This is a genomic window from Nostoc sp., assembly GCF_036916575.1.
Taxonomy (GTDB): Bacteria; Cyanobacteriota; Cyanobacteriia; order Cyanobacteriales; family Nostocaceae; genus Nostoc.
In genome coordinates this window covers 91,972-117,299 of sequence record NZ_JBALGC010000133.1, presented here as the reverse complement: position 1 = coordinate 117,299, position 25,328 = coordinate 91,972, and the positions used below count along the sequence as shown (strand labels likewise).

Genomic DNA, 25,328 nt, shown 5'->3' with positions numbered 1-25,328 from the left:
TCGCAGGTCATAACTATAAGGGTTTGCCATAATAATACCCAAATCAATCACTTCTTTCTCTATTCTACGTCCTAATTAAGATGGCGAGTGCTATAAATAAAAATTAAAACACGTAGTATCAATATCCAAGCCCCTAACTTTAGTTATGGGGTAATAATTGCGTTAGCGTCTCGCAGAGAAGCCCATTGCGAATTGGAAATTGTGAATTGGAAATGACGGAGAAGACCTTGCGTCTTAACGACAGATGTGGTTCAAATAAATGGAAACTGCTGTAAGAATTGCGTATGAGATGGCTAAATCATTTTCTACTAGCCCTGTTTACTGCGTTTTTAGGCATAGTCTTATCCCCTGTTTTAGCAAAACCTCCTGTTGTCTACTCTGTCATCCAAAATTTGACCGAGCAAGGTGAGTGGGAAAAACAAGCAAGTAAAGAAAACAGGGAACAGACCAATGCTGAATCTCCTATTTTCCATTTCCGATTACTTCAGTTGCCTCAAACTCCTCCATCCCCTACTCTCTACTCCCTACTCCCCCTTAAAAGCGGCCGATCCCAAACAGAAAGCGTAGTGGAACAGGGCAAAATATTATACGATATGGGACAGTTTACTAAAGCGGTCAAAGTTTTGCAACAGGCTGCTGCTGCCTTTAGAGCCTCTAGGGATGGATTACGAGAAGCGATGACGCTAAGTAATCTCTGTTTAGCTTATCAGCAACTTGGCTTGTGGGCTGAAGCTGAGAAAGCGATCGCTCAAAGTTTAAAATTATTACAATCACGGGAAAATACGGGCACTTCTGGTGAGCATTCGCAAATTATCGCACAAGCCCTAGATGTGCAAGGGCAGTTACAACTGACACAAGGACAAACACAAGCGGCTTTAACTACCTGGCAAAAAGCCGCCGATATTTATCAGCAAATAGGCGACAGAGCTAGATTAACTCGTAACCGGATTAACTCTGCACAAGCTTTGCAAGCTTTAGGGCTTTACCTTCAGGCTAACAAGATTTTAAACGACGTACAGCAAACCCTTACAAGCCTTCCAGATTCACTTCTGGTAGCCACAGGACTGCGTAGTCTTGGCAACGTCCGCCGAGTCATCGGTGATTTAACCGTATCACGGCTGGTGTTGGGGAAAAGTTTAGCAGTAGCAAAGCGAGTGCAATCTCCAAAAGCGATCGCTGAGGCTCAACTCAGTTTAGGCAACACAGCCCTCGCCCAGCAAGACACTGAAGCGGCTTTACAATATTACCAGCAGGCTGCTACTGTATCTGTTTCCTCGATTACACGCATCCAGGCTCACCTTAATTTACTTAGCTTACTTTTGGAAAAAAAGGAAGATAAAGATGCATTGGCGTTGTCGTCCCAAATCCAATCGGAAATTAGCAACTTGCCAGCCAGCCGAACCTCAGTATATATTCGGATTAAGTTTGCCCAAACTCTCGCACAATTAAAAAAGAAGACTACCTCAGATACTTTTTCATCGCTAGATATTGCCCAACAGTTGTCAAACGCCATAAAACAGGCAGAGAACTTGCAAGACCAACGAGCAGAATCTTATGCTATAGGTACTCTTGGCGAGTTGTATGAAAAAACCGGGCAGTTCTCTGATGCTCAACACCTCACCGAGAAAGCTTTGTTCATGGCGCAAAGTATTAATGCATCGGACATTGCTTATCAGTGGCAATGGCAACTAGGACGCATACTAAAAAAAAAGGGAGATATTAAAGGCGCGATCGCATCCTATAATGTTGCCTACAAGACCCTTCAAACTCTACGTAGTGATTTAGTCGCCACCAATCCAGACGTTCAGTTTTCCTTCCGGGAAAATGTTGAACCAGTGTATCGAGAGTTAGTTGAATTGCTGTTGCGTTCTGCCGAAGGCAGCGCTTCTTTTAGAGATGCTTCTCTACCAGAGGCTGAGGTTCTTAACGTTGCTACCGCAACTCTTGGAGACGCTGCGCTAACGCTATCGCCCCAACAGAATATCAATCAAGACAATCTCAAGCAAGCTCGTGATGTAATTGAATCTCTGCAATTGGCAGAACTGGATAACTTCTTTCGGTCAGCCTGTTTAAATCCTACGCAGGAACTTGATCCAGTGGTTGATAAAAAAGACCAACGAGCAGCAGTGATCTATCCGATTATTTTACCAGACCGCCTAGATGTTATCCTCAAGTTGCCTAATCAAGACTTGCGCCACTACAAGACTGTAATAGCTCAAAATAATGTGGAAAACATAATAGCAGAACTGAGGAAAAACTTACTAGATGTCACCGCGACTTTTCGGGTTCAGCAGCAGTCGCAACAGATATATGACTGGTTAATTCGACCTGCGTCAGCAGAATTAGCCAAAAGTGGGATAAAAACCTTAGTGTTTGTACTGGATGGTGAGTTGCAGAATATCCCGATGGCGGTTCTCTATGACAAACAGCAGAAAAAATATTTGGTAGAGAAATATGCAATCGCCTTGACACCGGGTTTGCAACTCCTTGATCCCAAACCTTTGCGACAGATACAGCTAAATGCTTTAACTGCCGGAGTCAGCGTCCAACGTCCAGTTGAAGGCAGAGAATTTCCCGAACTACAAAATGTACCACAGGAATTAAAAGAAATCAAATCTGAGGTATCCAAGAGTGAAGAACTGTTAAATCAACAGTTTACCGAAACAAACCTGCAAAATAAGTTGCAAACAGTTCCTTTTTCCGTGGTTCACCTAGCAACTCACGGTGAATTTAGTTCTGATGCTGAAAAAACCTTTATTCTCACCTGGGATAAACTGATTAAGGTTAAGGAATTTGATAATCTACTGCGAGTTAGCGACAAAAACAGGTCTAACGGCATTGAATTACTCGTCCTCAGTGCTTGTCAAACTGCTGAAGGAGACAAACGAGCAGCTTTGGGACTGGCTGGGATAGCTATACGGGCGGGGGTACGCAGTACACTAGCAACATTGTGGTCAATAGATGATCGCTCCACCATCGATGTAATGAGTGAGTTCTATCGACAGCTAAACGCTAGGGTGAATAAAGCCGAGGCACTCCAGCGTGCCCAATTAGCTGTTTTTGCTAAGGAAAAAGCTCCATATTTCTGGGCACCCTATGTTTTAGTAGGCAATTGGCTGTAATGTCCGCCATCAATCCGGTTTCTCTAACTAACTGACTTTTCACGGTATCTGGAAAACCTCTCTCCTTTTAGGCTACGGTGTACACCAAGTCGGAAAAACTTCATCCACCAAAGATTTGCGGTGAAGCAGCGCTCTTGGTAGGGTTTCCCTCCGCAGGCGACTGCACCAAGCCGTACCCTTCGGGATCTTGCTCTTGCTACGCGTAGCGTCTCCGATAGGAGAAGGGTGCGTTCCGCTGGCGTGACAAAGCTAAATTGTTGGAATCATGGCGTACGCATTTGTTATTTTGGCGAACTCATTTGTTATTTCGGCGAACTCATTTGTTATTTCGGCGAACGCATTTGTTATTTCGGCGAACTCATTTGTTATTTTGGCGAACGCATTTGTTATTTCGGCGTACTCATTTGTTATTTCGGCGAACGCATTTGTTATTTCGGCGAACTCATTTGTTATTTCGGCGTACTCATTTGTTATTTTGGCGAACGCATTTGTTATTTTGGCGTGTACATAACGCACTCTACTGGCGTGTCATTACTCAAATATTGCAAAAAAATTGTAGGTTGGGTTGACGTAACGAAACCCAACCTACACCTAATGCACTATTTTAGCCAATACGCGCTACTACGAAACTACTAGAAGAGTTGAAACCTATGCTGGTCATACTTGTGTGTACACTGTAGCCTAAAAGGAGAGATTTGAATTTTCCCCCTTAGAGCGTCGGGAAGGAGGTTAGGGGTTAGGTTTTTGGTGGGTATGTCACAAACAAGAAGCAGGAGTAAACCAGGAACTATGAGGCAAAGCTGTCGGCGCATCAGCCGTGAGTACAACTTCACCTTTAGCATTTATCACCCACCCTTGCGCTTCCACAATCGGCGCTGGAATGGAACTATTTGCTTGAGTTGAAACAGTTGTACTAACGCGGTTTTCACCCTTTGGGTTGAGAGTTACCCAATCTAGTTGAACTGCATCAGGAGTGAGGGGTTCGGTTCTGGGGTTGGGTGGTAAGCCGCCGCGTCCGGCGATCGTAAAACTACTTTGATTTTGTGCTGTACGCGCTTGACAGACTTGGGACACTTGAGTATCAACTGGTACGGCTGGTAAGTTGATTAATCCTCGATAGGGGTCAACATCAAGCGTGTTAATTTCGACAATGCCGCTTAAATTAGGACTTATCTGGGAAATTGCTGTAATATCATTTGTCACAAGTTGACGCGGGTCTAAATCCTTTGCGCCCAACCTATGGAGGTCTTGGCGAGTTAGTGGCGCAATTCCAAAAATCTTAGTAGCGTTAATTTGGACTGTTCCCCCTTCACCATTATAGGCATTGGCGGTGATGTCGCTGTTTTCATTTGGTTTGGCGACGATGAAGCCGTCAGGGGCATTGATAGTGATATTGCCGCCGTTTCCACCAGCCCCTTGAGTGCCTGCGGTAGCAGATATCTGGCTGTTGCCGCTTAGTAATAATAAATCTAGGTCGTGGAGTGTAATATCACCGCCATTACCGGATGCGGTTTCAGCAGTAATTTCCCCTCGATTGTCTAAGCGAATCAAAGGAGATCCTACCTGAAGGTTGCCTGCACTCCCTGACCCTTGAGAGCTAACAAACAAGCCACTGTTAAGAGACTCATCCTCAACAAGACGCCTATCAATTCCTCGGACAAGCCGTTTGAAGGGAGCACTGCCAGATATAGTCACCCTATCAGTAGCATTAATTGTGATATTACCTGCAAACCCACTGCTGCCTGTGAAAGCATTGGCAAGGATTTGTCCGCCATTAACCGCTTCCAAAGTATTTGCGTTCAGCGTGATATTACCAGCATTTCCCTCACCTAGAGTGCGGGCATCTACAACCCCATTGTCTGCTACCCGAAAAGCATTGGTATTAATGATGATATTTCCTCCCTGCCCCCCTTGAATAGTACGTGAAAATAACCCACTTGCCGTTCCATCACTGCCAACTCCAAAAAATTTAACAGCATTAAAAGCATTAACTTCTATCTCTCCACCTTTTCCTTGACCAAAAGAAGCACTAGATATTTGTGCGCCATTTCCCACAATTAACTGCCTAGTGTTAATCGTCAAATTACCAGCATCTCCAACATTTTCAGTCTGAGCAAATAAAGCGCTAGGGGTTACCTGCCCATTTGATGATATTCCTGTTCCTTGCAATCCCACCAAATCGCTAGCAGCCACAAACAAATTTCCCCCCTTTCCTTCACCTCGGGTACCTGTTAATACTTGTGCTCCATTCCGCACACTCAAGCGTTTGGTGTCAATTGTCAAGTTTCCAGCTTTTCCAGCACCTAAAGTTAGAGTAAACAAGCCGCTACCAGCACCAATTAGTTCCACGGAGTCAGCAGCATTAACCTCTATCTCTCCACCTTTTCCTTGACCATAAGAAGCAGTAGATATCTGTGCCCCATTTCCTACAATTAACTGCCTAGTATTAATCGTCAAGTTACCAGCATCTCTAGCACCTAAAGTTAGAGTAAACAAGCCGCCATTAGCATCAATTGCTTCCACGGAATCGGCGGCGGTTACTGTCAAATTTCCCCCCTGTCCCTCGCCTGAAGTAGAAGTTGATACTCGCGCTCCATTTTGAAAACTTAACCGTCGAGTAGTAATCGTCAAGTTACCAGCATCTCCAGCACCTTGAGTTTCAGTAAACAAGCCGCCATTAGCACCAATTGCTTCCACGGAATCGGTGGCGGTTACTGTCAAATTTCCTCCCTGTCCCACGCCTGAAGTAGAAGTTGATACTCGCGCTCCATTTTGAGAACTTAACCTTCGAGTGGTAATTGTCAAATTTCCAGCATCTCCAGCACCTAAAGTTTCAGTAAACAAGCCGCTTGTTGTTGTTCCTGTTAGTTCCACAAACTCCGAGGCGCGAACCGTGAGATTTCCCCCCCGTCCCTTGCCGGAGGTGCCAGCACTTATCCTTGACTCATCCCCTTGGATACTCAACTGTCCAGTTTCAATCGTTACGTCTCCCCCGGTTCCAGTCGCTTCTGGATAAACATCGGCTGTAATCTGCGAACCCTCAGTCAGAGTCACCGCCTTTATTGTGTGGACAAGCACCTCTTTCCCAGCCTCTGTACCTTGTGTATCAGCAAAAATCAATGAGCCTTGAGTTAAAGCCAAATTATTACTCTGAATCTGAACATCACCACCGCCAGCACCGCTAACATCAACATACCCTCCATCTTCCAACCGAATATCGCCAAAATTCTTGACAGAGGCGTACCCGAATACCCAATTGTTATCTTTCTGGTTCAAGCTCACTTCTCCAACACCAGCGACACTACCTAGCTCAATCCGTCCTCCTGGAACTAGCAAATTCGGTTGTTCTAAAGCTGCTCGTTCACCTCCCTGCAACGTTACATCACCACCCACGAGTGCTAAAGTTTTACCAGGTTGCACTTCTAGGTCAGATCCTTCTACACGAATACCTCCTGCTGTTCCCTGAAATTGCAAGCCAATGGGAACACTTACTGTTAGCAGAGGTGTGCTTTGGGGAGGAAACGCGCTAAACACAGCGCCATCTGCAAATTTGAGGCGGTTTGCTGTAGTTGCGATGAATGAACCTTTGATGTCCAATTGGGCATTAGGTCCAAAAATAATTCCATTGGGATTGAGAAAAAACAAGTTAGCAGAGCCATTGGCTTTAATCGAACCGTTAATAAAAGAAGCAGAACCACCCGTGACGCGGCTGATGATATTTTGAATATATAAAGCGTTGTTGAAGTAAGCCTGACTGCCACCTGCTACAGAAAACTGCTCAAAACTGTGGAAAAGATTACTTCCAGCTCGAGTTCCTCCTTCAAGAATTCTGGTATTCCCCTCTAATTTGACAGTGGAATTATTCGGTAAAGTGCTATCAGGCATAATTTGAGCAAAGGTGCAATCCCCAGCATTCAGGTATGCACCACTAATAGCTAAAGAAATCATTAGCCTTAAAAGCCAGCACGAAGTGCGTAAGTTTTCAGTCATTTGATGAATTTCCCTTAACAACAGAAGTGAGTGTGACTTTTTGTGCTGTTTGGACAGCACAAATTATAAAGTTTTGTAAAGAAATGGCACAATTGGCAGAAAAATTTATACTGCAACTTGGGTTATTAATATAGAGGTGATTTTACCTCTAAGGAAAAATAATCAATTGGGTGATTACTATGCATCATTCCTTGAAAATAAAAATCCGGGATTTAGACCATATTGAATCAATTGTTGAGCAGAACATCACAGCTGTGGAGGCTGAAAAAATTGTAGGTGGAATAGGAATAAATAAAGTATTAGATAACACAGGTATTATACTTGAAGACTATCAGACTGGTAATGATAAAAGTCCAGCTATTTTAAGTAGTCAAGCTATTCTAGGTAGTCAAGCTATTCTAAATCATGCTACTAAACCAATTCCTCCGTTGATCATTCCACCTATAATGCCTAGCGGAACTTGTGCGGAATACCCTGATAAGGTTATTGAATAGACGTGATTCTACATCTAAGGAAAAACAATCAATTGGGTGATTACTATGCATCATTCCTTGAAAATAAAAATCCGGGATTTAGACCATAAGGTTATTTGTGGAATAGCTTATTAGTGACGAAAGTTGCAATGTAACTCACGAAAGTTGCAAGGTGAGTCGCGATCGCTTCTGCATTCAGAGTGACGAAATAATTATTAATTTATAATTGATAATTCATAATTGATGGTCACAGAGCAACTACCCAGTCCGCAATCTAAAATCTAAAAATCGCTACGGCAATTAACTGGTTTCTGCCACGAACTATGAAGCGTAGTTGTGGGCGCATCAGCCGTTAGTACAATCTCTCCTTTAGCATTTTTCACCCACCCTTGCGCTTCCACAATTGGGGCTGGACTGGAATTATTTGCCTGAGTTGAAACAGTTGTACTAACGCGATTTTCACCATTTGGGTTGAGAGTTACCCAATCTACTTGAGTAGCGTCACTGCTGAGGGGTTCGGTTCTGGGGTTGGGTGGTAAGCCGCCGCGTCCGGCGATCGTAAAACTGCTTTGATTTTGTGCTGTATGCACTTGACAGGCTTGCGACACTTGAGTATCGACTGGTACGGCTGGTAAGTTGATTAATCCTCGATAGGGGTCAACATCAAGCGTATTAATTTCGACAATGCCGCTTAAATTAGGACTTATCTGGGAAATTGCTGTAATATCATTTGTCACAAGTTGACGCGGGTCTAAATCTTTTGCGCCTAACCTCTGGAGGTCTTGGCGAGTTAGTGGGGCAATTCCAAAAATCTTAGTAGCGTTAATTTGGACTGTTCCCCCATTACCATTGTAGGCATTGGCGGTGATGTCGCTGTTTTCATTTGGTTTGGCGACGATGAAGCCGTCAGGAGCATTGATTGTGATATTACCGCCATTTCCACCAGCCCCTTCAGTGCCTGCTGAGGTAGAAATCTGACTGTTGCGACGCAGTAGCAATAAGTCTTGCAGGTTCAGCGTAATATTGCCACCATCACCGGAGTTAGCTTGTCCAATGAGCTTACCTTGGTCATCCAATTTGGTAGAACAAGCGGTAATTTCCAAATCACCTGCTTTTTTTGTGCCTTGACTACTCACAGTTATGTCAGCGTTATTTAAGACATTTAATTCTCTAGCCTTAACTATGACGCTTCCTCCTTGTCCCGTAGACTCATCAGAAGTGGAAGCAGAAATTCTTGCTCCATTTTGAACAATCAACCGCCCAGTTCCTATCTCTAAGTTTCCGGCATCTCCATTAGCTATAGTCCCAACAAATAAGCCACTAGCTTTACCTATTGCCGAAGTTCCAATGAGTTGGATAGAGTCCCTCGCGTTGACAGACAAAGTTCCTCCCTGTCCCTGGCTACGAGTGGAAGCTGAAACCTGCGCTCCATCTTGAACAATCAGTTGCCCAGTCTCAATCTTCAATTCTCCGGCATTTCCAGCGCCTTGTGTTATGGTAAACAAGCCACTGGGTTTATCTTCTGGCGAGGTTCCAATGAGTTGGATAGAGTCGCTGGCGTTGACAGACAACGTTCCTCCCCCTCCTGTAGATTCTGGAGAAGTGGAAGCTGAAACCTGCGAGCCATCTTGAACAATCAACCGCCCAGTTTCAATCCTTAATTCTCCAGCAGTTCCAGAGTTTGTTGTCTCAGTCAACAGACGGCTTCCTCCCAAGAGTTCTACTGACTCCGATGCGTTCACCACTAATGTTCCTCCCGATTTTGAGACTACGGTATCAACCGCAATATCTGACTCATCGAGTGAAACGCGCTTGCCTTGTACCTGGATACCACCACCGCCTTCACCACTAGCAGTTACTGTAGTTAGATTGCTAAGAGATACATCTGCTCGCGCTACATTATCAGGAAAACTTAAGCGGAAATTGTTGTTATCAATGTTCAACCCTACCGTTCCTTCTCCATTTAATCCTCCTAATTCGACTCGACCATCTGGAGCCTCCAGTATCGCTCCTTCTAAATTCACATCGCCTCCCAATAGCACTAAACTCTGACTCTTAGGAACGGATAGAATTGCTTCATTGACTTGAATCGGCTTAACAGGCTGAGATAGAATTTGATTGAATAGAAATGCAGAAGGATTCACTCTCAGCAAGGGATTAAACGGATTGACGGGTGAAGTCATGGAAAATTCTCCACCACCCGGAAACTGGATTGCATTGGCTGTTGTGCCGATAAATGAACCGCCAATATCTAAATAGGCATTTTCTCCAAATATGATGCCGTTGGGATTTATTAAAAAGAGATTAGCTTTACCTTGAGCTTGAAGTGTTCCCTCGATATCAGAGGGATTTCTCCCTGTAACTCGCACCAAAATATTGTTGATGGTAGGGGCGTTACGGAAATCTACTACCTCTTCGCTTTTAACACTAAAGTTGCTGAAACTATGGAATAAATTTGTATTGCCAACGGTTGTACCCCCTGTAATCTCCAAGGTAGTGTCGTCGATTCGCTCTACTTGAGTTCCCACAGAAGGATCAGGAGTGACTTGAGCGGATGTGCGATCGCCTCCTTCTATTCCAATCGCACCCATTAGAATCACCAAGCCCGACAATCCTAAGTGACAACCGTGACTAAACCAGCTTCTTAAACTCACAGAACTTGTCTCCTAACCCTTGAAACTTACTTGATTGCAAGCCAGAACACCACTTTAGTAATGCTTGTGCGAACCTTTGCCCCTACCGTTCTTTAGGTAACTCTGCTGGAAGGTTAGGTTTTTGATTACTAATTCGCTGTTGTGACAGTAGTGAGTGTATGAATTTTAGGACTTACGCACTTTACCAAAGAATCATCTTGTATATCAACCTAAATAACTCGTTTCAGCTTTTTGCAAATCACTCTTTATCGCTGGCGTAGGCTAGCAATAACCGCAGCGAAAAGTCGAGCAGTGCGCCCTTGCGGGTTTCCGACTTGTACCTCGCTCTTAAGCCAGCTACGGGCAGCGTCTCCCCTTCTCCCATTCGTGAGAGGCTAGCGTCTGCCGTAAGATGCCCGAACGCGAACAGCGTCTTTTTTAGGAGAAGGGCTGTAGGGAGAAGCAACTGGCGTCTGAGCGGCGGTTCTTGCCGATAGCGCAGCCTCTTCTCTACGAGAGGCTACGCCCTAAGCGTAGCTATGCCGCAGGCTTTACGAGTCCGCGAGCGTACATAAGTACTGAATTCTAAGTAAAGTGAAGGTTAGGAGGTAGCCAAGCTAACTGCTGATCAAGATAAAATAGAGCACCAGTGTTTTCCTGATAACTTAAATAATCAGGAAGTCTGCTACTCCCAGGCGAAACTATTGAAGTCCCTACCAAAGGATCAGTTGTAGACTCAGTAGATTTAATATCATTCTCAGAAGATTTAATCGAAGCAAAAATGTCATGATTCTTGCCACCAGTGAGAATGTCATTACTATCTCCTCTCAATAACTGGTCTTTACCCGGTTCACCTGTTATAGTGTCATCGCCTTCATAACCTTTAAAGCTGGCGTTAGTCGTAGGGCTAATAAAATCAGTAGTAATTTTAAGAACATCGTCGTCAACTGAGAAGTCTGTAATTGTATCAATACCGCCACCTGAGTAATTCAGGACAAAGGTGTCACGACCCTCGCCACCAGTGAGAATGTCATTACCATCTCCTCCCACTAACAGGTCTTTACCCGGTCCACCTATTAGAGTGTCATCGCCTGCATAGCCGAATATTTGATCGTTTCCTTGAATTGCAGCTAGATAATCGTTTCCAGGGGTGCCTTGAATAATTTCCACGTTCGTTACTCCCAAATAAATGAGTGTTTCTACTGATAATTTTAACCAGCAATTAACATCACATATGAGATGGGTTAACAAACAAAACAAGGCGATCGCAGCTAGAACACCAATTCCGTAATCAAAACGCGAACCCCTCGTTTGTGTATACATAGTAGAAGGGGAGTTTGGCTCTCCCCAACTCTAGTAAAAACTCTGCTGGAGAGTTAGATTTTTTATTCATTAAATTCATTAATATTATTAGTTTTTGAAGCTACAACAACAGTTGTATTCCAATTAAGGTTAGGAGGTAGCCAGGCTAACTGCTGATTCATGTAAAATAAAGCACCATTGCCTGCGTTATATGTAAAAAAATTAGGAGGTTTGCTAGCGTTACTCGATCCGAGTGTTTGTGGACGAGTTGTAACCTTAGTAGAGTCAACAAAAGCATCTTCAGCCAGTTGATAATTGGTCAGAGATGATGGTGTGCCGATAAAATATGCAGAGGAGTCAATAGTAGAGGTAGTAATTTTAAGAACATCATCTTGAGTTGAGAAGTCTGTAATTGTATCAATACCGCCACCTGAGTAATTCAGGACAAAGGTGTCACGATCCTTACCACCAGTGAGAATGTCATTACCATCTCCTCCCACTAAGTAGTCTTTACCCGACCCACCTATTAGAGTGTCATTGCCTGCATAACCGCATATTTGATTATTTCCTTGAATTGCAACTAGATAATCGTTTCCAGGGGTGCCTTGAATAATTGCCACGTTCATTACTCCCGGATAAATTAGTGTTTCCACTGTTTATCTTACCTAGCAATTAGCCTTACAGATGAGATTGGTTAACAAACAAAACAAAGCGCTCCCCCAGCATTCACAAATTTCCTAACACCAACCGAAAGCATTAACACTATCAGTATTAAGTTATCCTCTGTTTATCCACCGCTTTAGCTGCATCGCAATTATTTTTCCAAACCATAACGCCCAGTTTAGAGATAGAGGGGTTTGAAGCGATCGCTTCGATGTCGGTTTTGCTTGCTGCTTTGATCGAGCGATCGCTATTCTACTTTCAGACAGAATCACTCCACTTAGGCGTAACAAGCTTATTACTGTTTGTTTTGGGAGAATTAAATGATAGTGACATAGATTGGATGATTGCTATAGGCACTCGCCAAAAAATTGCCGCTCACAGCGGATTTGAAAACCTTGGTGTATATAAGTGGGCGATACTGGATTTGAACCAGTGACCCCATCCGTGTGAAGGATGTGCGCTACCCCTGTGCTAATCGCCCAAGACTTTTTATCTGATTATAACTTACTCAGATTGACGGGGAGCAAATGACTCGCTACCGCTACCCTACTAGGCTCTGGGCACAGTCGTCACCAAAGATTCATTTCTTTAGTTTATCTAAAGTCGCATCTAACTTCTGAAATTACCTTTCTAAGATAGAAGCAGCAACTATAAGTTGTCATACACGACTAAAACCCTACTAACAGCTAGTGGCTGCGGAGAACAAAAAATGGCTAAAGCGCCAGAATCTTTAGATTTATCTACCTACGACGCTACAGACAAATCCCTAGATCGTGATTGTACAACCTTATCCCGTCACGTTCTACAGCAACTCCAGAGTTTTTCGCCAGATGCACAGGATTTAAGTGCGCTAATGAATCGCATTGCCTTAGCCGGCAAACTGGTTGCTCGTCGCATGAGTCGCGCCGGTTTAATGGAAGGCGTTCTCGGATTTACTGGGGAAGTTAACGTGCAAGGAGAATCCGTCAAAAAGATGGATGTCTATGCCAATGATGTATTTATCTCAGTGTTTAAGCAAAGCGGCTTAGTCTGTCGCCTAGCTTCTGAGGAAATGGAAAATCCCTATTACATCCCGGAAAATTGCCCCATTGGACGCTATACCCTGCTATATGACCCAATTGATGGCTCATCCAACACTGATAACAATCTCAGCTTAGGTTCCATTTTCGCCATTCGCCAACAAGAAGGAACTGATAGCGATGGTAAAGCAACTGACCTCCTCACCAATGGACGTAAGCAACTCGCTGCCGGGTACATCCTATATGGCCCTAGCACAATGCTGGTCTATACTATAGGTAAGGGCGTTCATTCCTTTGTTCTTGATCCCAGCTTAGGAGAGTTTATTCTCACAGAAGAAAATATCCGGATTCCTACCCACGGTTCTGTTTATAGCGTAAATGAAGGTAACTTCTGGCAGTGGGAAGAATCGATTCGAGAATACATCCGCTACGTTCATCGCACAGAAGGCTATACCGCTCGTTATAGCGGAGCAATGGTGAGCGACATCCATAGAATTTTGGTTCAAGGCGGCGTGTTTCTCTACCCAGGCACAATTCAAAACCCCGAAGGGAAATTGCGCTTGCTTTATGAAACCGCTCCTCTAGCCTTTTTGATTGAGCAAGCAGGCGGTCGTGCTACTACAGGACTGATGGATATCTTGGATGTGGTACCGAAAAAACTGCATCAGCGCACGCCTTTAATTATTGGTAGCAAAGAGGATGTAGCAAAGGTAGAGTCTTTTATTCAAAACGGACACTAGTGTCACAAGGCAGAAGACAGAAGAAAATAAAGCTTGTAGATAAAGCTCTTTAACTTTTTTTAACTGGATAGTTATTTTTGCCATACTGCATTAGAACACAGTGGCAAAAGCATCAAGGATGCGTCTAGCCTATGGCATTAATTAAAAGTTAATCATGGTGATTTAGGATTGGGAATGCACAATAGCACTTCTCGAAGATGTATTAAAGATTATCTCAGCTGGCCGATGCGATAAGTGATTGGCAACGCCACAATTCAAAAGTCACCATCAAATGTTGATGGGTTTTGTCAACTTCACTAGCAAAGATCACTATACAGGAGTGAAACAAATTACAGCTATGGCTACCAATCATCTACTAGAAATTAAGCAATACGGTCAAAGTATCTGGATGGATAATTTGAGCCGTGACATTATTCAATCAGGCGAACTCAAAGACCTGGTTGAAAATCAAGGTATCTCTGGGATTACCTCTAACCCAACTATCTTTGAAAAAGCGATCGCTGGTAACGTCATTTATGATGCCGATATCGAAGCCGGAGTTCGTGCTGGCTCAGCGACATACAAAATTTACGAATCGCTAGTTTTTGCAGATATCCGTAATGCCTGTGATATTTTACACCCTGCTTATGAAGCCTCGAATAGACTAGATGGTTACGTGAGTATTGAAGTCCCGCCAACCATCGCCCAAGATACTGAAGCAACAATAAACGAAGCGCGGCGCTATTTTCAAGAAATTGGTCGGGAGAATCTGATGATTAAAATTCCCGGTACAGAGCCTGGCTTGCCAGCAGTCGAACAGGTGATAGCTGAGGGCATAAATGTCAACATCACGCTGCTATTTTCTGTAGAAAGCTACATAAATACAGCTTGGGCCTATATTCGTGGCTTAGAAAAACGGCTGGCTGAAGGTAAAGACATCAGTAAAATTGCTTCAGTCGCCAGCTTCTTCCTCAGCCGGATCGATAGCAACATTGACGCCAAAATTGATGCTAAGTTGAAAAAAGGCGTTGATGATATTGCCGTGGAAGCAAAGCTCTTAGCTGTTAAAGGGAAAATAGCGATCGCTAACGCCAAGGTTGCGTACCAAGAATACAAGAAAATTATTGAGAGCGATCGTTGGAAAGCCTTGGCAGCAAAAGGAGCCAAAGTACAACGCATACTTTGGGCCAGCACCAGCACCAAAGACCCCAACTACAGAGACGTGATGTATATCGAGGAGTTGATAGGCCGAGATACCGTTAACACCGTACCACCAGCGACGATTAAAGCTTGTGCCGATCATTGTAACGTAGGCGATCGCTTAGAAACAAATGTAGATAATGCTTACACGCTGATCGAAAACCTCAAAGATCCCGACATCAACATCGATCTCGATACCGTTATGGATGAACTGTTAGCCGATGGTATTGACAAGTTTATCCAGCCCTTCCAGTCCTTGATGAACTCTTTAGAAGAGAAGATCAAGGTATTGTCGCCAGTGTAGGGACTAGGGACTAGGAACTGGTGACTGGGGACTGGGGACTGGAAACTGGTAAATCAATTTTCCTAATACCCAATACCCAATACCCAGTACCCAGTTCCTAATACCCAGTCCCCAATCCAAAATCCAAAATCCAAAATCCAAAATTCCTATGGTCAGTCTGCTAGAAAATCCCTTGCGCGTTGGTCTGCAACAACAAGGGATGCCCGAACCCCAGATTATAGTCATTTTTGGCGCTTCTGGTGATCTCACCTGGCGCAAACTAGTGCCAGCACTTTACAAATTGCGGCGAGAACGGCGTATTCCACCCGAAACTACTATTGTCGGTGTGGCACGTCGAGAGTGGAGCCACGACTACTTCCGTGAACAAATGCAAAAGGGCATGGAAGAGGCACATGCTGATGTCGATTTAGGAGAACTCTGGCAAGACTTCTCTCAAGGTCTGTTTTACAGTCCTGGGGATATAGACAACCCCGAAGGCTACCAGAAACTAAAAAAATTATTGAGTGAATTAGACGAAAAACGGGGCACACGAGGAAATCGAATGTTCTACCTCTCAGTTGCCCCCTCATTTTTTCCCGAAGCGATTAAGCAGTTAGGAAGCGCCGGGATGCTAGAAGATCCCTACAAACATCGTCTAGTAATTGAAAAACCCTTTGGTCGCGACTTGGCTTCTGCCCAGAGTCTTAACCAAGTGGTACAGAAATTTTGCAAAGAAAACCAAGTCTACCGCATTGACCACTATTTGGGTAAAGAAACAGTCCAGAACTTGCTGGTGTTTCGCTTTGCCAATGCGATTTTTGAGCCGTTGTGGAATCGTCAATTTGTTGACCACGTGCAAATAACCGTGGCAGAAACCGTAGGCGTGGAAGACCGGGCTGGTTACTATGAAAGCGTCGGCGCACTAAGGGATATGTTGCAAAACCACTTAATGCAACTTTACTGCCTAACGGCTATGGAAGCACCCAACGCAATGGATGCCGACAGCATCCGCACAGAAAAAGTGAAGGCACTCCAAGCTACTCGTTTAGCGGATGTGCACAATCTATCACGTTCAGCAGTGCGTGGTCAGTACAGTGCTGGCTGGATGAAAGGTCAAGCAGTGCCAGGGTATCGGGCAGAACCAGGCGTTAATGCCAACTCGACAACGCCCACCTATGTAGCGATGAAGTTTTTGGTAGACAATTGGCGCTGGCAAGGTGTTCCCTTCTACCTGCGTACTGGTAAGCGGATGCCGAAAAAAGTCAGTGAGATTTCCATCCACTTCCGCGAAGTTCCATCTCGGATGTTCCAATCTGCCGCCCAACAGACAAACGCCAACATTTTGACGATGCGGATTCAGCCAAATGAAGGAATTTCCGTGCGTTTTGATGTCAAAATGCCGGGGGCAGAATTCCGTACCCGTTCCGTTGACATGGACTTTAGTTATGGTTCCTTTGGCATCCAAGCAACTTCTGATGCCTACGATCGCCTATTCCTCGATTGTATGATGGGCGATCAAACATTGTTTACCCGGGCCGACGAAGTAGAAGCAGCTTGGCAGGTAGTAACGCCAGCCCTTTCCGTTTGGGATGCACCCGCCGACCCAACTACTATTCCCCAGTATGAAGCCGGTACTTGGGAACCAGCAGAAGCAGAATTCTTAATTAACCAGGATGGCCGTCGCTGGCGCAGACTGTAGAAAGTTAGGAGTGATGAGTTAAGAGTTATGAAGTGATAAATTATGAGTGATGAGTTATAAATTATGAGTTTTTGAATTAAGAATTTCAGTTCTTCTAACTTCTAACTCCTAACTCCCAACTCCTAACTTCCAACTTATAACTCCTAACTTCCAACTTCTAATACCAATTCTTTAAAATTAGGCAACAGATGCTCTCTTACCAAAGTCCTGCTGTATCTTGCGTTTCTTAATTGCGAATTGCAAATTGCGAATTGCGAATTGGTATAACTCCTAACTCCTAAATTATTCAACAAACAAAGCTGACAACCCAAAAATACTATGGCTCCCCAAGCTTCTACAATTTTTTCACTTCAGGCACCAAAAGATATTTCGCTTGATGAATTAGATGCGGAACTGAATCAAATTTGGCAAAGTTACGGCATTACTGGCGAAAACGGTGGGCTTCCTGCTGCTACTCGCGCCACTACATTTACCTTAGTGGTTTACGAACCGGAAGAAACCCAGTATCTTTTGGCTACTTTAGGATTTTACAACGGCCCGCTTGACGGAATTTTAGGGCCTCAGATGAAAGCTGCACTGCGGCAAGTGCAAATAAAATATGCACTGCCAGAAACTGGAATAGCAACACCTGAAACCCTGGCAATCTTGAGAGAAGAATTCGCCAAACGTCAAGGAAACGGGGCTACGGGGGATAATGGTTCTGTTGCTATTCCCAGCTTAAATGCCCCAAGCCCCAGAATTGCCGATGAAATCGCCCTCCGTAACCCCTGCCGGATTATTGCACTGTTTCCCATTGCTGGCGAAGATAAAGGTGTCAAGGCTCAAGTTTCTGCTTATTGCCCCATCCAAAAGCAATCGTCAAGCACACTAATCTGCTGCGAGTATATAACTCTCAGTGGAACTGCCGCTGCCTTGGAACGAGTAGGGGGCATGATTCCAGCATTGTTGATTGGCGGCTTACCAAAGTTTCTTTGGTGGAAAGCAACACCAGACCCCAATAATGCTCTATTCAAGCGGCTGGCAGCAGTATCCAACAATGTTATTGTGGATTCTTGCCGCTTTAACGAGCCAGAAAGTGATTTACTCCGCCTACAAGAATTGGTGGAAAGTGGTATTCCCCTAGCTGACCTAAACTGGCGTCGCCTCTCAGCATGGCAGGAATTAACAGCTGAAGCCTACGACTCACCTCACCGTCGGGCTGCCCTTAAGGAAATTGATCGAGTAACGATTGATTATGAAAAAGGCAACCCCGCACAGGCATTGCTGTTTTTGGGTTGGCTGGCAAGTCGTCTAGGATGGCAGCCAGTTTCTTATCAAAAGGAAAGCGGAGATTACGACATCACTCGCATTCGCTTTATTGCCCAAGACCAACGGCAAGTCGAAGCCGAATTAGCGGGTGTCCCTCTTGCTGATGTGGGTGAGATTGCCGGCGACTTGATTGCCTTGCGCCTCAGCTCGACAAATCCGCAGGCAGACTGTGGTACAGTGATCTGTTCGGAAACTGGTGGCTGTATGCGGATGGAAACCCACGGTGGTGCCCAATCCGCGGGTCTGTTTCAACAAGTCACTTCACTTTCCGAACAAAAGGCGGAAGCATTGCTAAGTCAGCAGGTGCAACGTTGGGGCCGCGAGTCACTTTTTGAAGAAAGTCTGGGAGTGACAGCGAATATTTTCAAATTGGAAACGAATAGTTAGCTTCGCCTGAAAAGAATAAAAGTTACCAAAATTGCGAAAATCAAACACAAGCTCTTCAGATTTTTGGATATTCCAATAATCTGGAGGGTTTTTCTATGCGCCACGCAAAGCAAGTCCGCGAACGCGAGAGCGTCTCGTAGAGAGCGTCTTTGATAGCGCAGCCTCTTCGACGCAGCGCAAAGTCTGAGCGAACGCGAGAGCGTCTCGTAGAGAAGTGGCTGACCGCAGGGTAGGATACGTCCCTTGCGCGTCTCGTAGAGAAGAAGGAGAGGAGAAAGAATTTCACAAATGGTTTTGGATTGCTATAGGTATTTATAGTTTTTAATAACTTCAAGGTAAATTTAGTCTACACATTCAGTATTTTAGGTGTAAAACTTGTATTTACTCTTATAAACTTGTGATGAACATTTCCTGGATGCTACCTTCTACAAGATGACACAGGATTTGGAGCAGTTTTTTTAACCATGAAGCGCAGATACAAAGAAGCTTACAGCTTGACATCGTTGATCAGTCTCAATTTAATATTTACCTTAGTTGCATTTGATAGAGCGAACGCAGGATCAACACTTTCCGTGAACGCCACACCACCGAGAACTCCAGATAAAAGTGTCAATTGCGAGATTCTAGTTGTGGGTGGTGGACTATCTGGCGTCGCCACGGCTTACGAGGGGTTGCTAGCAGGACGAACGGTTTGCCTCACGGAAATTACTGACTGGCTGGGAGGACAAATTTCTGCTCAAGGGACATCTGCGTTAGACGAACGCCCAACTCAGCGAGCTCTCAAATTCTATTCTCGCGGCTACCTAGATTTGCGAAACCGGATTGGGCGCAAATACGGTAAACTTAACCCCGGTAACTGCTGGGTAAGTGAATCTTGTTTTCTTCCCCGCGATGCTCACACCATTTTGACCCAGATGCTTAAAGATGCAGAGAAACAGGGCAAAGGGAAGTTGCAATGGTTTCCAAATACGGTAATTAAGGATTTGGAAATCGCTGCTGATGGCAAAATAATTAATAGTGCGATCGCTATCCAACATCAACCAGCAAAAGGCGCACCACCTCTCAATACTTTTACTTTATCTCAAAGTATTGAAGATTCTTATAGCTACGAAAACTCATCTCGGTTTACTAAAACTATTCTTCATTTTATCCCCAAAGCAGCGAAAGGGGATGCTCCTAAATGGTACGTCGTAGACACCAGCGAAACTGGAGAAATTATCGCCCTTGCTGATGTCCCCTACCGATTAGGCATTGATGCTCGTTCCTACCTGGAACCTTCTGCTTCCAGCACCAACAATGACCCTTATTGCCCTCAAGGCTTTACCTACACCTTTGCAATGCAGGCAACCAAGGAACCGCAACCGCAGACAATGCCTGCATTTTATCCACAATATGCGCCATATTTCAGCTATGAATTACCGCGACTAGCTAACTTTGATTTGGTTTTCACCTATCGGCGCATTTGGAGTCCAAACAAAGGGAAACCAGAAAAATTTGGCGGTGTAAATTTTACTGCTCCTATACCAGGGGACATTTCCATGCAAAACTGGACTTGGGGTAACGACTACCGCCCCGGAACTGCTAACGATAACCTGATTTACACTCGCCAACAGTTACAAGCTACTGGGCAGTTAAAACCAGGGGGCTGGATGGGAGGACTGCGAACAGAAACCCTCCGCAACGCTGAGGAAAATGCCCTATCTTTCTATTACTGGTTAGTAGCTGGAACTACAGATTCCCAACTGGGAGAAGGTGTAAAGCAGCAGCAAGCCAATAACCGCTTGTTGTCAGGGCTAAATTCTCCAATGGGGACAGTGCATGGCTTATCGAAATATCCCTATATGCGCGAAGGACGGCGCATCATTGGCCGTCCTAGTTGGGGGCAACCCGAAGGCTTTGGTATTTGGGAAATTGATATTTCCCGCCGAGATTACAATGATCAGTATTACCCCAAGACTCTGCCAGCAGATATGTATCGTAGACTACGAGCAGCACTTGCAGGTTTGGAAGCAGTATCAGTAATTGACGGTAAAGTTTCACCAGACAAAGCAATGCGACGGACTCGTTCTACTATCTTTCCTGATGCTGTAGGTATTGGTCACTACGCTATAGATTTCCATCCTTGTATGGTGAATAGTCCCCCGGAAGCCCCTGGTAATACAGAACATCCAGGTGAAAGACGTGGTGCAGGCCAAGCTTATCCCTTCCAAATTGCTTTGAGGGCGATGATTCCCCAGAAAATTGACAATTTGCTGGTAGGAGGCAAAAGTATTGCTACTAGTCATATTGCCGCTGCTGCCTATCGAGTCCATTCCTTTGAATGGTCGGCCGGCGCAGCTGCGGGAACTGTTGCTAGTTTTGCCATCAAAAATGCGATCGCACCTTACCAATTAGTCGATGACTTACCCAAACAAGAACCACAACTAGAAGCACTCAAACGGCTTTTGCAACAAAATGGTAACCCTACCGCTTTCCCAGATACATCTATTTTTAACGAAAACTGGGATAATTGGCGGTAGATAGTCATTAGTTATTAGTCATTGGACATGGGGCACTTGTTACTGAGCGACTTGTGCCGAGCAAAGCCGAGGTAAGCCGTAAAGCCTGCGGCATAGCTACGCTTACGCTGTAGCCCAAGCTAGAGAAGTATTGAGCATGGGAACTGAATTCTTCCGAATACAGAATACTTAATCGCCAACTCCTAACTCTTAACTTCCTAATCCTCAGTTCCCAGTCCCTAGACAATGGACTAAACTAGTTACTTATAATGTAGTTTTGTAAAATTATCTTGCTTAATTGCTCTATGGTTACGACGCTTTCAGCAGATGTTTACGGGATGGCCACAGCACCAACTGTAGCTCCTGAACGGTCTAATCAAGTTACCCGTAAGACTTATCCGAATTACAAAGTGATTGTATTAAATGATGAATTTAATACATTCCAACATGTGGCTGAATGTTTGATGAAATATATTCCAGGAATGAGTGGTGATCGCGCGTGGGATCTGACTAATCAGGTACACTATGAAGGTCAAGCGATCGTCTGGGTCGGTCCCCAAGAACCTGCGGAACTCTATCACCAGCAGCTGCGCCGAGCAGGTTTGACAATGGCACCTCTAGAAGCAGCTTAATTATCATGGGCAAACCCACCGTAGATCCCCTGCGAGCGGCTTCGCAAAAAGCTGGCAGATTGGTTTGGAATCACTCAACACACCTTTCTGGTCTCATCCCAATTTTAGAACGTCTTTGTCAGCAGGATGGCATCCAAACCGTGACGCCGGGAGTGATTGGACGGTCAAAAGGTCATTGTCCAAAAATGCAACTGCGTGTTTCAGTACCAATTCGCGGCGGCTATAAAGTAATTGCACGGCAGGGGAAGACGGTACAAGAGGTGTTTATTTTGACCCCTTTGGCGCAGTCAGAACTGGAAACGGCATTAGCGATCGCGATGAAATCTTAATCATCCCCCATGCCCCATTCCCCATGACTATTCCTCAACACGGTGGACTGCAAATTTGTGTAGTGGCAGACTAACAATGCAAGAAAAAGTTAAAAAATATGACAGAGCAGTAGTTATTCTCAAAGTCATTATTACAGATTCCCAGTCGGGTAAAACTATTTTCTCTATGCCAAACGCTACACAGTAAACTAGCCAGTAAGTAAAGCTCATTCTAAACAGAATCCGCTCTGTTTCTTCCACATCATTTTTTTGCTGCTTACCGTCCCACAGTAACACCAATCCAATAACGCAAGCGACAAAGGAAACAGCAACTACAAATTCGTGACAAAATATATTTAACGAATGCATTTGTGTTTATCCCCACATTTTTCAGTTGAAATTCAGTCTAAAGGAATATTCCTTACAGAAATACAAAATATTTACAAACCTCAATAGAGTCATTCAGATGTAAAGAAATGCAACAAAAATTGTTGTTTTGCAAATCTAGATATTATTAATGAAAATTAAATATTTTTGTTAAGCAGGCATCGCAGATTGAAGCGGTAAATATCAATTCTGCGGTTCAACAAGCGATCGCGCTGCTAATAATTCCAGAGCTTCTAATACGGTTTTAGTAGACTATCCAAATTAATCGCTGCTGGTGATCGCTCCCCACGATCACGCGCAAGAACAATAATAGGCGACGCTTAACGGAGAATTCAACACTCATCAATCCTAAGCCAAGCGATTCTGCCTAGCTTTTATCTGCAAATGGATCTACGAATGGGGCATCTCTGATAAACATAGGTTAAAGAAGGTCATCAAGCAACTAGCGCAGCACAGATCATGGTTCGCCAATTGCTGGATGAATTGCTGAGTGTTCAAGAGATTGCACTTGTTTGAAGACAATAGCTTCGGAAATTTTAACAATTTTGTGTTGATGTTTCACAAGCGCCAATACTCACCCAGCTGCTAGAACCATCTTGCCAATGTTCTTTCTTCCAAATGGGGGCATTGTGTTTAAGAGTATCAATAGCATACTGGCAAGCTTCAAACGCCTCACTCCGATGAGGACAACCCACCGCGACTAAAACGCTAATTTCTCCAACTTGCAAACGTCCGGTGCGATGATGAATCACTACCCGATTCACATCAGACGTAGATAAGCGAATATCAGCAGCAATTTGATAAAATATCCGCAATGCCATAGGTTCGTAAGCTTGATACTCTAGAGCAATTACAGGTTTACCATCAGTTTGATTGCGAACTACGCCACTCATTATAACCACAGCACCGTTGGCTGGATCGTCAGACTTGGCATAGATTTCTTCAAGAGACAATGGTGCAAAGCTAATGGCAAAACTATCTTCGGCTCTTGGTTTAACAGCAGAGGCAAGTGTAGTCGTCATAACTGCGTTGGTATTATGTGGGCTTTTTCTATTGTCTCTGAACAAAACGCTGCTGGTGTATATTTAGTTGCTCTAGTTGCATATATTACCGCCTACCTATCTAATTGACGCTAACCGTCAGTGGTTCAAAGCCAAGGTGGGGTTAGATGTATAGGAAATGCCACGAGATACCGGGTTATGCCCGATTTGTATAGAGAGTGGCGAAGTTTTAATTATTCCCGACACCTTGGCTGATGAACGATTTGCGACGAATCCTCTAGTTACTTATGCTGAATTGAGTATGAGATTTTATGCAGTCGTGCCTTTGTTAGCACCAGGAGGAGAAGCGATCATGACTCTGTGTATAGTTGATCGTGTACCACGCCAAATCAGTTCCAAACAAGTGGAAGCACTGCAAACTCTTAGCTGCATGGTAGTTAGACAACTAGAGATCTGGCGGAACTTAGTTGAACTGGCAAGCATTAAACAGAAGTACAAAGAGGCACAAGAAGCATTACACCAAAGCAAATCTATTTTGGGCAGCTTCTTTGACAGTTCGCCGATGATGATGGGAATTGCCGAGTTGGTAAATAATGACATCCTGCATATTTCGGATAACCCCGCCACAGCGAAGTTCTTTGGACTCACGCCAGAAGCAATGCAAAATCGCCTATTAGAAAATTATAATTACACAGCAATTACTGCTAGTGATGGCATGTAAGCATTAGCAATTTATGCCCAGCATAAAGATAAAATTAGTGCTGCAATTATCGATCTGATTATGTCCAATATGGATGGAGCAACTACCATTCGCACATTGCAAAATCTCAATCCGTTATTGCCGATTATTGTTGTCAGTGGACTTGCAACAAGTGAAAAAGTACCAATCGACAAAACAGATGAACATACAGTCTTTTTACCCGAACCTTACACAACACAAGAATTATTGAAAACCATACATGTAGTTATTAGTCAATAGTATAATCTGCATTATCTAGACGATCGCAGTCATATCTACCTTTAATCTCTTGATTGAAAAAGCTGCCAATTGAGTCAGAAAAATATAAATCTTCCCAACTCTCCTCGTCTATGCCTAAGTAGTGATAAATAGCTCCACTTTGAAACTCAACTTGCAAAATGTGTTCGCCGCGATCGTAGCCTACAGCCATAGCCATTGAGGAGATAACTGGTAGCATGATAATTGGTTCTTCTTCAAAGGGTAGTGCAGTCGTTTCGGCGATAACTTCGTTCAGTTCTTGCAATCCTTCATCAACTTGTATCAGCGCGGGAATTTCCAAAAACTCCTGTTCCTCGCCTCGGTCGAGCAACAACTGCAAATATCCATCAGAGTGAGCGATCGCTACCAAACTGCTCAAGTCTACCTTAGATAGCTTCATTTATTTTCTGCTCTCCTGTTGGCATAGTCGAAAGTATTAAAGTTTTATGCAACACTTAAGTGCCTTTATAGTACAAAAATACTATAAAGGCACTTCGCTGTCAAGTTTTTTTCACCAAGCGAGAATTTTAGGTGTGTAGAGACGCGAAAGCATTGCGGTACGTTAGCGTAGCGGGGCGTACTCCTACGGAGAAGCAAGCTAGCAAGAGCGTCTCGTAGAGAAGCCCAGTGCAATTTTGCCTCTCTCCAAGGTTTATCGGTAAGTGTATTTCTGATCTCAACTGTATTAGTGTAAGTAGATAAACAAA

General features: G+C 44.2%; 18 protein-coding genes, 1 tRNA gene and 1 pseudogene. 12 read left to right on the top strand and 8 right to left on the bottom strand.

Going from position 1 to position 25,328, the window contains the following annotated elements:
* Nucleotides 1-284 precede the first annotated feature (284 nt).
* Nucleotides 285-3,122, top strand: a complete 2,838-nt coding sequence (locus tag V7L29_RS29825; RefSeq protein WP_334737756.1) for a CHAT domain-containing protein — start codon at nt 285-287, stop codon at nt 3,120-3,122.
* Between the two features lie 756 nt (nt 3,123-3,878).
* Here V7L29_RS29825 and V7L29_RS29820 read toward each other — a convergent pair.
* Complete coding sequence (locus V7L29_RS29820) at nt 3,879-7,112, bottom strand: two-partner secretion domain-containing protein (protein ID WP_334737755.1); 3,234 nt, start codon at nt 7,110-7,112, stop codon at nt 3,879-3,881.
* A 179-nt stretch (nt 7,113-7,291) separates the two neighbouring features.
* On the opposite strand from V7L29_RS29820, the gene V7L29_RS29815 reads away from it, so the two are divergent.
* Nucleotides 7,292-7,606 carry a hypothetical protein gene (locus V7L29_RS29815; RefSeq protein WP_334737754.1) on the top strand — a complete coding sequence of 105 codons (315 nt, stop codon included), beginning with the start codon at nt 7,292-7,294 and terminating at the stop codon, nt 7,604-7,606.
* A gap of 260 nt (nt 7,607-7,866) precedes the next feature.
* On the opposite strand, the gene V7L29_RS29810 is transcribed toward V7L29_RS29815, so the two are convergent.
* From V7L29_RS29810 to V7L29_RS29800, 3 genes are all read right to left on the bottom strand, one after another.
* Nucleotides 7,867-10,239, bottom strand: a complete 2,373-nt coding sequence (locus V7L29_RS29810) for a two-partner secretion domain-containing protein (protein ID WP_334737753.1) — start codon at nt 10,237-10,239, stop codon at nt 7,867-7,869.
* 564 nt (nt 10,240-10,803) lie between these two features.
* Complete coding sequence (locus V7L29_RS29805) at nt 10,804-11,541, bottom strand: calcium-binding protein (protein ID WP_334737752.1); 738 nt, start codon at nt 11,539-11,541, stop codon at nt 10,804-10,806.
* A 62-nt stretch (nt 11,542-11,603) separates the two neighbouring features.
* Nucleotides 11,604-12,173: a hypothetical protein gene (locus V7L29_RS29800; protein WP_334737751.1), complete on the bottom strand. Its 570-nt coding sequence runs from the start codon at nt 12,171-12,173 to the stop codon at nt 11,604-11,606.
* A 221-nt stretch (nt 12,174-12,394) separates the two neighbouring features.
* Here V7L29_RS29800 and V7L29_RS29795 point away from each other — a divergent pair, with 221 nt between their 5' ends.
* Nucleotides 12,395-12,619 (top strand): hypothetical protein, encoded by a 225-nt coding sequence (locus V7L29_RS29795; RefSeq protein ID WP_334737750.1) that lies wholly within the window; start codon nt 12,395-12,397, stop codon nt 12,617-12,619.
* On the opposite strand, the gene V7L29_RS29790 is transcribed toward V7L29_RS29795, so the two are convergent.
* Nucleotides 12,593-12,664: transfer RNA gene (locus V7L29_RS29790), tRNA-Val, on the bottom strand. The two genes, V7L29_RS29795 and V7L29_RS29790, sit on opposite strands and share 27 nt — an antisense overlap.
* Nucleotides 12,665-12,892: 228 nt before the next feature.
* Here V7L29_RS29790 and fbp point away from each other — a divergent pair.
* The 7 genes from fbp (at nt 12,893) to V7L29_RS29755 (ending at nt 22,257) form a co-directional block, all read left to right on the top strand.
* The gene (gene fbp, locus V7L29_RS29785; RefSeq protein WP_334693038.1) at nt 12,893-13,942 is read left to right on the top strand and encodes a class 1 fructose-bisphosphatase; all 1,050 of its coding nucleotides are present in this window, start codon (nt 12,893-12,895) and stop codon (nt 13,940-13,942) included.
* Nucleotides 13,943-14,279: 337 nt separating this feature from the next.
* Nucleotides 14,280-15,425, top strand: coding sequence for a transaldolase (tal, locus tag V7L29_RS29780; RefSeq protein WP_334737761.1), 1,146 nt, complete (start codon nt 14,280-14,282; stop codon nt 15,423-15,425).
* Nucleotides 15,426-15,573: 148 nt separating this feature from the next.
* On the top strand, nt 15,574-17,103 hold the full coding sequence (zwf, locus tag V7L29_RS29775) for a glucose-6-phosphate dehydrogenase (RefSeq protein ID WP_334693037.1): 1,530 nt from the start codon (nt 15,574-15,576) through the stop codon (nt 17,101-17,103).
* Nucleotides 17,104-17,421: 318 nt separating this feature from the next.
* Complete coding sequence (gene opcA / locus V7L29_RS29770; protein WP_334737749.1) at nt 17,422-18,798, top strand: glucose-6-phosphate dehydrogenase assembly protein OpcA; 1,377 nt, start codon at nt 17,422-17,424, stop codon at nt 18,796-18,798.
* A gap of 464 nt (nt 18,799-19,262) precedes the next feature.
* A complete protein-coding gene (locus V7L29_RS29765) occupies nt 19,263-21,317 on the top strand; it encodes an FAD-dependent oxidoreductase (protein ID WP_334737748.1) in 2,055 nt (684 codons plus the stop codon).
* A gap of 284 nt (nt 21,318-21,601) precedes the next feature.
* The gene (clpS, locus tag V7L29_RS29760) at nt 21,602-21,928 is read left to right on the top strand and encodes an ATP-dependent Clp protease adapter ClpS (protein WP_334693034.1); all 327 of its coding nucleotides are present in this window, start codon (nt 21,602-21,604) and stop codon (nt 21,926-21,928) included.
* 5 nt (nt 21,929-21,933) lie between these two features.
* Nucleotides 21,934-22,257: a DUF2103 domain-containing protein gene (locus V7L29_RS29755; RefSeq protein ID WP_334737747.1), complete on the top strand. Its 324-nt coding sequence runs from the start codon at nt 21,934-21,936 to the stop codon at nt 22,255-22,257.
* A 27-nt stretch (nt 22,258-22,284) separates the two neighbouring features.
* Here V7L29_RS29755 and V7L29_RS29750 read toward each other — a convergent pair whose 3' ends face one another.
* Nucleotides 22,285-22,605 carry a hypothetical protein gene (locus V7L29_RS29750; protein ID WP_334693032.1) on the bottom strand — a complete coding sequence of 107 codons (321 nt, stop codon included), beginning with the start codon at nt 22,603-22,605 and terminating at the stop codon, nt 22,285-22,287.
* Nucleotides 22,606-23,159: 554 nt separating this feature from the next.
* On the bottom strand, nt 23,160-23,645 hold the full coding sequence (locus V7L29_RS29745) for a molybdenum cofactor biosynthesis protein MoaE (protein ID WP_334737746.1): 486 nt from the start codon (nt 23,643-23,645) through the stop codon (nt 23,160-23,162).
* A gap of 100 nt (nt 23,646-23,745) precedes the next feature.
* Between V7L29_RS29745 and V7L29_RS29740 the strand changes: the two are divergent.
* Nucleotides 23,746-24,297: pseudogene (locus V7L29_RS29740) on the top strand (GAF domain-containing protein); the annotation flags it as partial.
* A 57-nt stretch (nt 24,298-24,354) separates the two neighbouring features.
* Complete coding sequence (locus tag V7L29_RS29735) at nt 24,355-24,603, top strand: response regulator (RefSeq protein WP_334737760.1); 249 nt, start codon at nt 24,355-24,357, stop codon at nt 24,601-24,603.
* On the opposite strand, the gene V7L29_RS29730 is transcribed toward V7L29_RS29735, so the two are convergent.
* Nucleotides 24,593-25,021 carry a KTSC domain-containing protein gene (locus V7L29_RS29730; RefSeq protein WP_334693027.1) on the bottom strand — a complete coding sequence of 143 codons (429 nt, stop codon included), beginning with the start codon at nt 25,019-25,021 and terminating at the stop codon, nt 24,593-24,595. The genes V7L29_RS29735 and V7L29_RS29730 overlap by 11 nt on opposite strands.
* Nucleotides 25,022-25,328 lie beyond the last annotated feature (307 nt).

Excerpts from the sequence above, each read along its gene's own strand:
- V7L29_RS29805 (WP_334737752.1), bottom strand. The coding sequence starts at position 11,541 with ATGTATACACAAACGAGGGGTTCGCGTTTTGATTACGGAATTGGTGTT.
- fbp (WP_334693038.1), top strand. The coding sequence starts at position 12,893 with ATGGCTAAAGCGCCAGAATCTTTAGATTTATCTACCTACGACGCTACA.
- V7L29_RS29730 (WP_334693027.1), bottom strand. The coding sequence starts at position 25,021 with ATGAAGCTATCTAAGGTAGACTTGAGCAGTTTGGTAGCGATCGCTCAC.
- V7L29_RS29750 (WP_334693032.1), bottom strand. The coding sequence starts at position 22,605 with ATGCATTCGTTAAATATATTTTGTCACGAATTTGTAGTTGCTGTTTCC.
- clpS (WP_334693034.1), top strand. The coding sequence starts at position 21,602 with ATGGTTACGACGCTTTCAGCAGATGTTTACGGGATGGCCACAGCACCA.
- V7L29_RS29745 (WP_334737746.1), bottom strand. The coding sequence starts at position 23,645 with ATGACGACTACACTTGCCTCTGCTGTTAAACCAAGAGCCGAAGATAGT.
- opcA (WP_334737749.1), top strand. The coding sequence starts at position 17,422 with ATGGCTCCCCAAGCTTCTACAATTTTTTCACTTCAGGCACCAAAAGAT.
- V7L29_RS29765 (WP_334737748.1), top strand. The coding sequence starts at position 19,263 with ATGAAGCGCAGATACAAAGAAGCTTACAGCTTGACATCGTTGATCAGT.
- tal (WP_334737761.1), top strand. The coding sequence starts at position 14,280 with ATGGCTACCAATCATCTACTAGAAATTAAGCAATACGGTCAAAGTATC.
- V7L29_RS29795 (WP_334737750.1), top strand. The coding sequence starts at position 12,395 with ATGTCGGTTTTGCTTGCTGCTTTGATCGAGCGATCGCTATTCTACTTT.
- V7L29_RS29755 (WP_334737747.1), top strand. The coding sequence starts at position 21,934 with ATGGGCAAACCCACCGTAGATCCCCTGCGAGCGGCTTCGCAAAAAGCT.
- V7L29_RS29815 (WP_334737754.1), top strand. The coding sequence starts at position 7,292 with ATGCATCATTCCTTGAAAATAAAAATCCGGGATTTAGACCATATTGAA.
- zwf (WP_334693037.1), top strand. The coding sequence starts at position 15,574 with ATGGTCAGTCTGCTAGAAAATCCCTTGCGCGTTGGTCTGCAACAACAA.
- V7L29_RS29820 (WP_334737755.1), bottom strand. The coding sequence starts at position 7,112 with ATGACTGAAAACTTACGCACTTCGTGCTGGCTTTTAAGGCTAATGATT.
- V7L29_RS29825 (WP_334737756.1), top strand. The coding sequence starts at position 285 with ATGAGATGGCTAAATCATTTTCTACTAGCCCTGTTTACTGCGTTTTTA.